The 10,628-nt window shown below is 26.8% G+C and carries 7 protein-coding genes and 1 pseudogene; 6 read left to right on the forward strand and 2 right to left on the reverse strand.

Annotated elements, in window-relative coordinates; all coding sequences use genetic code 11:
* Positions 1 to 538: 538 nt before the first annotated feature.
* Positions 539 to 1,006, forward strand: a complete 468-nt coding sequence (locus tag NG918_RS01075; RefSeq protein WP_252211705.1) for a hypothetical protein — start codon at positions 539 to 541, stop codon at positions 1,004 to 1,006.
* Positions 993 to 2,624: a thiamine pyrophosphate-binding protein gene (locus NG918_RS01080; protein WP_252224064.1), complete on the forward strand. Its 1,632-nt coding sequence runs from the start codon at positions 993 to 995 to the stop codon at positions 2,622 to 2,624. The genes NG918_RS01075 and NG918_RS01080 overlap by 14 nt, the downstream gene beginning before the upstream one ends.
* A gap of 242 nt (positions 2,625 to 2,866) precedes the next feature.
* On the opposite strand, the gene NG918_RS01085 is transcribed toward NG918_RS01080, so the two are convergent.
* Together NG918_RS01085 and NG918_RS01090 are read right to left on the reverse strand one after the other, a co-directional pair.
* Positions 2,867 to 3,184, reverse strand: coding sequence for a hypothetical protein (locus tag NG918_RS01085; protein ID WP_252211707.1), 318 nt, complete (start codon positions 3,182 to 3,184; stop codon positions 2,867 to 2,869).
* A 150-nt stretch (positions 3,185 to 3,334) separates the two neighbouring features.
* A complete protein-coding gene (locus NG918_RS01090) occupies positions 3,335 to 4,510 on the reverse strand; it encodes a cation diffusion facilitator family transporter (protein ID WP_252211708.1) in 1,176 nt (391 codons plus the stop codon).
* A gap of 527 nt (positions 4,511 to 5,037) precedes the next feature.
* Between NG918_RS01090 and NG918_RS01095 the strand changes: the two are divergent.
* The 4 genes and pseudogenes from NG918_RS01095 to NG918_RS01110 form a co-directional block, all read left to right on the forward strand.
* Positions 5,038 to 5,652, forward strand: a pseudogene (locus NG918_RS01095) (IS607 family transposase); the annotation flags it as partial.
* Positions 5,594 to 6,778 (forward strand): RNA-guided endonuclease InsQ/TnpB family protein, encoded by a 1,185-nt coding sequence (locus NG918_RS01100; protein ID WP_252224067.1) that lies wholly within the window; start codon positions 5,594 to 5,596, stop codon positions 6,776 to 6,778. The pseudogene NG918_RS01095 and the gene NG918_RS01100, both read left to right, overlap by 59 nt.
* A gap of 156 nt (positions 6,779 to 6,934) precedes the next feature.
* Positions 6,935 to 8,224 (forward strand): M18 family aminopeptidase, encoded by a 1,290-nt coding sequence (locus NG918_RS01105; RefSeq protein ID WP_252224069.1) that lies wholly within the window; start codon positions 6,935 to 6,937, stop codon positions 8,222 to 8,224.
* A gap of 276 nt (positions 8,225 to 8,500) precedes the next feature.
* A complete protein-coding gene (locus NG918_RS01110) occupies positions 8,501 to 10,594 on the forward strand; it encodes an MBL fold metallo-hydrolase (RefSeq protein WP_252224071.1) in 2,094 nt (697 codons plus the stop codon).
* The last annotated feature ends 34 nt before the right edge of the window (positions 10,595 to 10,628 follow it).

Consider the following 10,628-nt stretch of genomic DNA (forward strand, 5'->3'; position numbering starts at 1 on the left):
TTATTTTACAATTTAAAAACCGATAAAATTAACTGAAATTATGAGAAAAATGTAAATATATAATATTTTATGGGATATTATATATTTATATGTTATAATTGGAATAAATATGTTCTTGATAAAATGAGTGATCTTTATATTAATTCAAATTTTAAAAAGAAGTATATGCTTATGCCAGCAAGTACAATAGCTGGAATGCAAATTAAAAATGTATTTAAGTTTTAAAGATAACAAGCAGATTATACAATCTATTGTAAAGGTTTAACTTAGGATTTAAACATAATATATAAGAATACATAAGTGATAATAGAAGTAACAAAAATGTTACTTCTATTATTTTATACAAATGTTTTTAATAAAACATAGCTTAAAAATAATATGTTGTATTTGTACGAAAATATGTTTTAATATAATAATAATGTAATATTTATACAAAGTATGAAATATTATGGTAAAATAATAATGATTATACTATATTTATATTATTTTTATAAATAATGTTTTTAGGTAAATATTAAATTTCAGAAAGGAACATATTATGAGCACAAGAGAATTACTAAACAATCTATTCAAAGAATTAGAAGATGTAATATATTATGAAGATGTAGGAATTCACAAAATAGTTGATGATTCTTATATAAAACCATATTACAAACAATTAACAGACATTTCATTTGAAGATTGGAGCAAATATCATGCTTCAAAAATGCTTAAAATAGTTGATGATATGTATTTATCTGAAATGATGAATACAAAAAAGCCACTATTTGTAGACAAGCTTTCTGTAGATACAAGTAAACCAAGTTGTTTAAGAGATTTTGGGATAGTATCAACTTGCCTTATACCATTTTTCTTAAATGATGAAATAGTCTTCTTTATTACTATGCCAATATTTAAAGAAGAACATAAATATTCAGAAGAAGAAAAATCAGAAGCAATAAATATTGTAAAAAAATATAATAAGATTTTATGTATTGAGGAGATGTTTAAACGTGAAATTATCTAAAGCTATAGCAAAATATATTGAAAGTTGTGGTGTAGAATACGTATTTGGTATACCATCAGGAAATGTAGCAAGTATTTATGATGCACTTAATGATACTAAGGTCGAATTTGTAGTAACTAAAAATGAAGCAGGATCAACTTATTCAGCAGGAAAATATTCAGATTTAAGTAAAAAACTTAGTTGTTCAATTTTATGTGGAGGGGTAGGCATTACTAATGCAATAAATGGAATAGCAGATGCATACATAAATAATATTCCTATGCTTGTTATTAGTGGATATGCAGCAAGTGATAGCATAGGCAAAGGTTGTGTTCAAGAATTAGATACATCACCTATAACTGAAAGCATAACAAAATACAGTAAAACAGTTACTAAAAAAGAAGATGTATTATCTGAATTAGATAAGGCAGTAAAATTAGCAATGCAAGATCCTAAAGGTCCAGTTCATTTATCAATATCAATGGACTTACCTACAACAGAAATAAGTGAAGACGATATAAAAACTTATGTAGCTGAAAAAATAGGTTATAATTATGATCAAGAATCACTAAATACAGCAATTAATATGTTAAATGATGCTAAAAAAGGTATCATATTAGTTGGTAGAGGTGCTAAAGGAAATAGTGAAATTATAAAGAAATTATCATCAAAATTAGGATGGTATGTAGCTACTACTCCTCAAGGTAAGAGCTCAATAGATAGTGAGTTTGAATTTAACATAGGAAACTATGGATTTAATAGTACTGATTTTGCTCAAAATTATGCAGATACAGAAGAGTTAGATTGTGTATTAGTATTAGGATCAAGCCTTGGAGAAAGTGCAACAAGAAACTTTAATGATGCATTATTTAATGATGGAAATAAAGTTATTCAAATAGATAATAAGAAAAAGAGTTTAAATAAAGATCATATTGATAGATTTAAAGTATATTATGAATTATCAGAAGCATTATCAATAATAAATGAAAAAATTGAAGATAAAAATGTGACTTTAAATAAAGTAGAAAAATTAAATAATGATTATGTAAAAGATCATACAGGAATATCTGTTAGAAGATTAGCAGACATGCTTCCTAACATATTAAATCCAAGCACTACTTATATGTGTGATATTGGTGAATTCATGAACTATATGTATAAATATCTGTTTATTCCAAAAGAATCAGATTTTATTGCTAGTTTAAATTATGGAGCTATGGGAAACTGTGTTGCAGGTTCAATAGGTGCAGCATTAAGTGGAAATACAGAAAAATATGCTGTAGTTGTTGGAGATGGATCAGTATTTATGAATGGTAGTGAAATTTTAACAGCAAAACAATATTCATTACCTATAGTATACTTTGTAATAAATAATGCAAAATTAAATTACGTTGATCAGGGAATGACATTCCTATTTGGAAGATCTATTAATGGAGTAGTTCAAGATAGAGTTTCAATAAAGGCAATAGGGGAAGCAGCTGGAATTAAATCATATGAAATAACAGATTTAAGTCAGCTTAATGAAATAAAGGATGAGTTATATTCATGCAGTGAACCTATAATAGTTGAAATAATAACTGATGGTTCAGAAAAAGTTGCAGCAGCAGATAGATTTAAAACATTAAAGAATAAAAAGTAAGAACATGTTTTAGAAAAATATGATATTTTAGTATAAAGCTCGTGGACTGAGAAATTTGCTTTAAGAATTCTAAAATTAGTACAGTCCCATTTTAGCTTGNNACAAGCAGTAAATGTGACAATACTAATTAAGAAATCTAAAAAGCAAATTTCAATGCCACTGCGCCATTATACTAAAATATCATTTTACTTAAAACATGTAGTTATATTACAATGCCACTTTCATCAGATAGAAATCAAATTTTAGAAAAAAACAAAGCCAATAATTAATAGGATAATTATTGCAATTAAAATGTAAAGTCCTGCATTAGTACTTGTTCCAGTAGAATTTTCTATAGGATTACTTTTTTGATTAGTTGCATTTTTTTCAATTTCTTCAAGTTTTGAACTAATAGTAGAATCATCAAGTTTTTCTTTAGTGGTATTTAAAGTTTCATTAGTTTTTGAAGATTTCTCTTCTTCTAAATCATATCTTGGGAATACTTTCTCAAATGCATAGCATGTAGATGTTATACATTCATTTTTTTCTCCGAGTTCTTTGTTGCAGTAAGGACACTTCATAAAAAATACCTCCTTTTTTTAGAACTTAATTAATTATTTTTTATAAATAAATTCATAACATATATAGTATAAAAACAATAAAAATATACCTCCTATAAAGTAGTTTATGCTTTATAGAAGGTATATTTTACACATTAATATAAATAATTATTAAAGATAATGCTTATCTAAAGTGATTATACAATTATATTTAGGATGAACTGACTTCACTCTTGAACTAATATTATCAATTAGTTCTTCATCTTTTAAAGATGTTTTTAAAGATGCATTTAAAACCAAATCAAATATTAGATTTTTACAGTTTCCATCACCAACGATTCTAAAGTCATGAATAGAATCTATATAATCATATTCATCGATTAATTTTAGAATTTCATCGTGTGCTTCCTTAACCTCACCTTCAATTATACATATAGGGTCCATATGTATAACAAGATAAATCTTAAGTTTTGCAGAAATCTCTCTTTCAGCTTTATCAATTACTTCATGAATTTTCATTATATCAATGTTTGAGGGAATTTCAGCATGTATTGAAGCCATACACTTTCCAGGCCCATAATTATGTATTATTAAATCATGAGATCCAGTAATATGTTCATAAGATAATACCATATCATTTATTCCTTTAACAAGTTCAGGATCAGGAGCTTCACCAAGCAATGGGTTAAGAGTTTCTTTTATTAATGAAAAACCTGAATAAACTATAAATCCAGCAACTATAAGTCCGATAAATCCATCTATAGGAATTGATGTAAACTTAGAAACTAAAAAAGAAATAGCAACAGTACTAGAAGTAAAAACATCTCCTAATGCATCTACAGAAGCTGCTTTTAATGCAGAAGAATTAATCCTATTCCCCATAAATTTATTAAAACCAGAAAGCCAAAATTTAAGTCCTATTGAAATTAAAAGAAGAATAAAAGGTACAATTTCAAAGGTAACTGCTTCAGGATTTATAATTCTAGTTAATGATGATTTTATAAATTGAAAACCAACAAGCATAACCATAAATGCAACAATTAAAGCAGAAATATATTCAATTCGCCCATGTCCAAAAGGATGTTCTTTATCAGCAGGTTTACTTGCCATCTTAAAACCTATTATAGTTATAAGAGAAGATGCTGCATCAGATAAGTTATTAAATGCATCAGCAATAATAGCTATACTTGAAGAAAAAAGTCCAACGGAAATTTTTATTAAAAATAGTATAAGATTAATAAAAATTCCTACAAGCCCTCCAAGAATACCATAAGAATTTCTTACTTTATCATCATTTACATTGTGATTATCTTTAATAAACTTAGTAACTAGAAATTTTGAGAACATATATAATCACTCCTATGCTTTATATTAAATAATTTAATTCTAATACAGTAATTAGTATTTGTAAAATATAATGTTGCTATAATGTAAAAATTAATAGCTAATAATTAAATTTATTGATACTTTTATATTAGGCTATGTTTTAGCAGAGTGTTGATATATGCATAAGCAAAGTGGGCGGAATAATTAAAATTTCATATAATTTTTTTTATATTAAAGGATAAAATAAGATATAAACTGTATTTTTATATTATAGATTGTTTGATTTAAATTATAGAATTTGATAATATTACTATATTCATACATTTATTGTATATGTAATTTATGTAAATATATAATAATTTTTAGTTATAAATAATAGTCAAAATAATCTTATTAATGTAAGAGCTTCTATAATATTTTAAGATATAATTTATAAATATTATCTTAAAATTGTAATAAATATTAAAGCTATACTGTGAAGGGTGTTTTTTAGCTATTATATTGAAAGGAGTGTAAAATAGTTATTAAAAAATATTGAAAAAATGTGATTAAATGTATCAGTTAAAACACCTCAACGTTGGGATAGAGAAGGTATATTAAAAGCAAAACGTACTCCAACTAATCGAAGATACTATACTTATGACCAATATTTAGAGTTCAAGGGATTAAAGAATAATATAGATAGAAAGATAGTTATATATACTAGAGTTTCTACAAATAATCAAAAAGATGATTTAGCTAATCAAATTGAATTTCTAAAGAGTTTTGCAAATGCTAAAGGTATTATTGTAGATGAAGTTATTACAGATATAGGAAGTGTACTAAACTACAATCGTAAAAAGTGGAACAAACTTTTAGAGGAATGTATGGAAAACAAAATTGATTCTATATTAGTAACTCATAAAGATAGATTTATACGATTTGGGTATTCATGGTTTGAAAGATTTTTAGGGAAATTTGATACTAAAGTTATAGTTGTAAATAATGAAAATCTTTCACCACAAGAAGAGTTAGTTCAAGATACAATATCAATACTTCATGTGTTTAGTTGTAGAATATATGGTCTTAGAAAGTATAAGAAAAAGATTAAGGAGGATAAAGAAGTTGCTACGAGCATACAAAACGGAGATACACCCAACGGAAGAGCAGAAAAAGAAGATTAATCAAGGCATTGGTATTTGTAGATGGTTATATAATCAGTATTTGGCTACAAATCAAGAATTATATAAAAAGTTTCAAGATGGATTAATCTCTAAAAAAGAAGCGACTTTAAGTGCTAATAACTTTGATAAGTATATCAATAATGAAATTAAAATTTTAGAAGGATATAAATGGATAAATTTATGTGGTTCTAAAGCAAGGAAAAAAGCTATTTGTAATGCTGAAAGTGCCTACAAAAGATTTTTCAAAGGTCAATCTAAGTTTCCACGATTTAAGAAGAAGAATAAGTCTGATGTTAAACTTTATTTTCCTAAAAATAATAAAACAGATTGGAAAACAGAAAGACATAAAATTAATATTCCTACTTTAAAGTGGGTAAGACTAAAAGAATTTGGATATATCCCAACTAACGCAAAGGTTGTTAATGGTACAATATCTAAGAAAGCTGATAGATATTTTGTATCAGTAGTAATTGAAGAAGAGCACAAAAGTGAAGATAGACCTTATACAAAAGGAATAGGTATCGACCTTGGAATTAAAGAATTTGCAGTTATCTCTAATGGTACTCACAAGAAGAATATTAATAAAACTGTAAGAGTGAAAAAATTACAAAAGAAGTTGAAACGTGAACAAAGAAGACTTTCAAGAAAATATGAAAGTTTTAAATTAAAAAATAAAAATAAGAAAGGAAAAGCTACTAGACAAAATATCCAAAAACAAATAGTCAAAGTACAAAGAGTTCATCAACGATTATCTAATATTAGAACTGACTATATAAATAAGACAATTAATAAAATAGTTAAGCAAAAACCAAGCTATATAACTATTGAAGATTTAAATGTTAGTGGAATGATGAAAAATAAGCATTTATCTAAGGCAGTAGCACAACAAAAATTCTATGAGTTTAGGGTTAAACTTGAGTACAAGTGTAATCTTAATGAAATTGAGTTAAGAATTGTAGATAGATTTTATCCTTCAAGTAAAACTTGTAGTTGTTGTGGAGCATATAAAAAAGATTTAAAACTATCTGATAGGGTTTATAAATGTAATGAATGTAATTCTAGTATAGATAGAGATTATAATGCTTCAATTAATTTAGAAAATGCAAAAATATACAAAGTTGCATAATCAAGCAAATGTATATATGTACCTAAGGCTATTTGGGGAATTTACGACTATGGAGAGTCTTACAAACAAGAGTAGCTTCGGCAAAATTGGATTCGTTGAAGTAGTAATAATATCAATATGGGTATATTTGTCCATATTTTGAGTAGCAGAATTTTTATGAACACAGCAAAAGATTTATTAAATTTTATAAATAATAGTAAAAGTGCATTTCATGGTGCTCATGAAGTTAAATCAATCTTAGATAAAGAAGGATTTGTAGAAATTAAGGAATGTGATAAGTGGGATTTAAAGCATGGTGGAAAATACTATGTTATGAAAAATGAATCTGCAATAATAGGATTCGAAATTGGAAGTGGAGATATAGCAGAAGAAGGATTTAGATTAATAGGAGCTCATACAGACTCTCCAGGATTCAGAATAAAGCCACATGCAGAAATGACAGTAGAAGACCATTATGTTAAATTAAACACAGAAGTTTATGGTGGTGCAATACTTAGCACATGGTTTGATAGACCATTAGGGGTAGCTGGAAGAGTTACATTAAAAGGAAGCAATCCACTAAAACCACAAGTTAAATTAGTTGATCTAAATAAGCCTGTTTTAATAATACCGAGTTTAGCAATACACATGAATAGAAGCATTAATGAAGGCTATGAATATAATAGACAAAAAGATACATTACCATTACTTACAATGGCTACTGATAAGTTAGAGAAAGACGGTTACTTACTTAAGTTAATTGCAGAAAGCTTAAATGTAGAAGAAAAAGAAATCGTAGATTTTGATTTATTTGTATATGAATATGAAAAAGGATGTTTATTTGGAATGAATGAAGAATTCATTTCAGCAGGAAGATTAGATGACCTTTGGATGGTATATGCAGGACTTGTGGCATTACTTCAAAGTAAATCTAATAAAGCAACAAAAGTTTTAGTGGCACTTGATAATGAAGAAATAGGTAGCTTAACATCTCAAGGAGCAAATTCTTCATTACTTGAAAATATATTAGAAAGAATAACATTAGCACTTGGAAAAGATAGAGAAGATTTCAAGAGATCATTATCAAACTCAGTTATGATTTCAGCAGATTTAGCTCATGCTCTTCATCCAAACTATACAGAAAAGCATGATCCAACAAACAGACCACTTATTGGAGGTGGTCCAGTTATAAAAATTGCGGCATCAGGAAGTTATTCAACAGACAGCTACGCAGCAGCAATATTTAAACAAGTTTGTGAAAATGTAAATGTACCATGTCAAGAATTTGTGAATAGATCAGATGTTAAGGGTGGAACAACAATAGGACCAATAACTGCATCTAAATTAAATATACCAGTTATAGATATGGGTGCACCATTACTTTCAATGCATTCAGTAAGAGAACTTGCAAGTGTTAAAGATAATGAATATACAATAAAAGCATTTACGGAATTTCTTTCATTATAATCATGTTTTAAACTAATGTTTATAGTGTAGTATAAACATTAGTTTAAAAAATTAACAAGACTGTCTCTAAACAAAAAGTAATTAAGTATCAAGCTTAATATTTTAAGAGTATTAATTAAGAGACAGTCTTTTCATTTGCAAAAATAAAGATACAATTTATACATAATGTCATTAAATTAATAAAAATTATGCATCTGGAAAAAATTACACCCCAGGGGTGTATATTTATTTGAGAAAATATTCTAATAAAGGTATAATATATGAAGGAAATTTTTGATGGGAGGGATTGTTATTTTTAATTTACAGAAAAGAATTATAGTATTAATTATGGCTACAACATTTATAAGTGGTATATGTCCCAATGTAAATGCATATGCAGCTACAAGTGATCTTCCTAAGTCACAAAAAAACAGCTCATTAGAAAATGAATTACAAAAAGATAAATCACAAGAGAAAAATAATAAAGATAGTAAATCACAAAAAAATAATTTAAAAGGGGACAAGTTATCTGAAAGTAATTCAAAAGAACAGGATTTAAAAGAAGATGTTGATGAAGTTCTAGACCAAGAGGAAAAAACTCCAGAACCAGGTTGGCATGTTATTAATGGAAAAAGATTTTATTTTACTGAAGATGGAATGTTACAAAAAAGAGGCTGGTTTGAAATAGAGGAATACATATATAAAGGAACGGAAACTAATCCTCAAGTATATGAACCAATCTTAAAGAAGAAGGAAAAAGAAAACACTAAAGTTGATAAAGATATACCAGAAGATGAAGACAAAGATGATATAAAATCTGAAGATAAAAAAACAGATAAAAAAATTAAAGAATCTGAGAATAATAATGAAGATATTAAAAATTCAGAAAAAGTAGAAGAAGATAACAAAAAGGGGGAAGAAGTAAACTCTCTTGAAGATGATAAAGAAGAAAATGATACTGATTTAAACAGTACAAGCTCTAAAGAAGATGAGTATGAAATAGTAGATCCTAGTAAAGATCCTAATTATGTACTTCACAAAAATACTTATTATTTTAATGATGATTATTCAGTTGCTATTGGATGGAAAGACTTTAGTGGTAAATGGTATAATTTTAATGAATATGGTGCAATGAGAAATGGTTGGAGCTATATTGATTATAAATGGTATTACTTAGATGATCATGGAGTAATGCAAAATGGATGGATAAAATTAGGTATGGATAAATATTATCTATATAAAACTGGTGAAATGGCTAGTGGAAAAATGAATATAGATGATAAATGGTACTATTTTAATGGTAGTGGGGCATTGGAGACAGGCTTTTATAGAAAGAATGACAAGCAATGTTATTCAAATAAAAATGGTGAAATGTTATCTAATGAATGGATAGAAAATAATGATAAAAAATATTATGTTAAGGCAAATGGGGAATTAGCAACAGGCAATATAATTATAGATGGTAAACCTGAAAGCTTTACTGATAGCGGTTTATATAAAGGTGGCGGAAAAATAGATGAATATCTTTATGTAAAATATTTAGATGTTGGAAATGCAGATTGTATATTTATAAAACTTCCAAATGGAGAGACTGCATTGATTGATACTGGATTAAATACAAAAGATAGTGAAAAGAAAGTAATAGACTTTTTAGAAAGTCAAGATATGAAAGAAGATAAAGATGATAAAAAAATAATCAATCATGTTATAATAACTCATCCTCATTCAGATCATATTGGAGGTCTATATAAAATTCTTAAGAATTTTAATGTAGAAAAAATATATATGCCTGAAAAAAGTTATTTAGAAGATTGTTTGGATTTAGAGGAAACTGGATCAGAATCTGGTGATATCAAGATTATGAAAGAAGACTATAGGGTATTTAAAAAGACTATGGATTTAATAGAAGATCTTGATATAGAAGTTATAAATGCAGTTTATGGACAAGATATCGATGAAGAAGGTATTTTGAAATTTGTTAATAGAGATACGTACTATGCAAAACCACTTGACAAAAGAGTCTCAGCTAATTATTGGGAAATAAATAATCAATCAGCTTTAGTATATTTAAAATATAGTGATTTAGGCGCATTATTTACAGGCGATATAGAATGGCTGGCTGAAAAAGATATAGTAGAATCAGATCTTTTAGCACATTCAAGAGTAGACGTATTAAAAGTTCCACATCATGGAATAAATACATCTTCAAGCTATATGTTTGTAAATTATATTGGAGCAGATATTGGTATAATTCCTAGAGAAACTAATCAAATAATGAAAAATGATGCTTACACTAATTTAGTAACAGGAAGAGTAACTTTATTTGAAACTGGACTTAAAGATGGTGTTTCATTATACGCAACAGAAGATGGATGGAATGTTCAATATTAAGTTCATTTATATTTTAGGCTCTGTTTTAGCAGAG

This window comes from Clostridium sp. ZBS2 (genome assembly GCF_023845855.1).
GTDB classification, from domain to species: Bacteria; Bacillota; Clostridia; order Clostridiales; family Clostridiaceae; genus Clostridium; species Clostridium aquiflavi.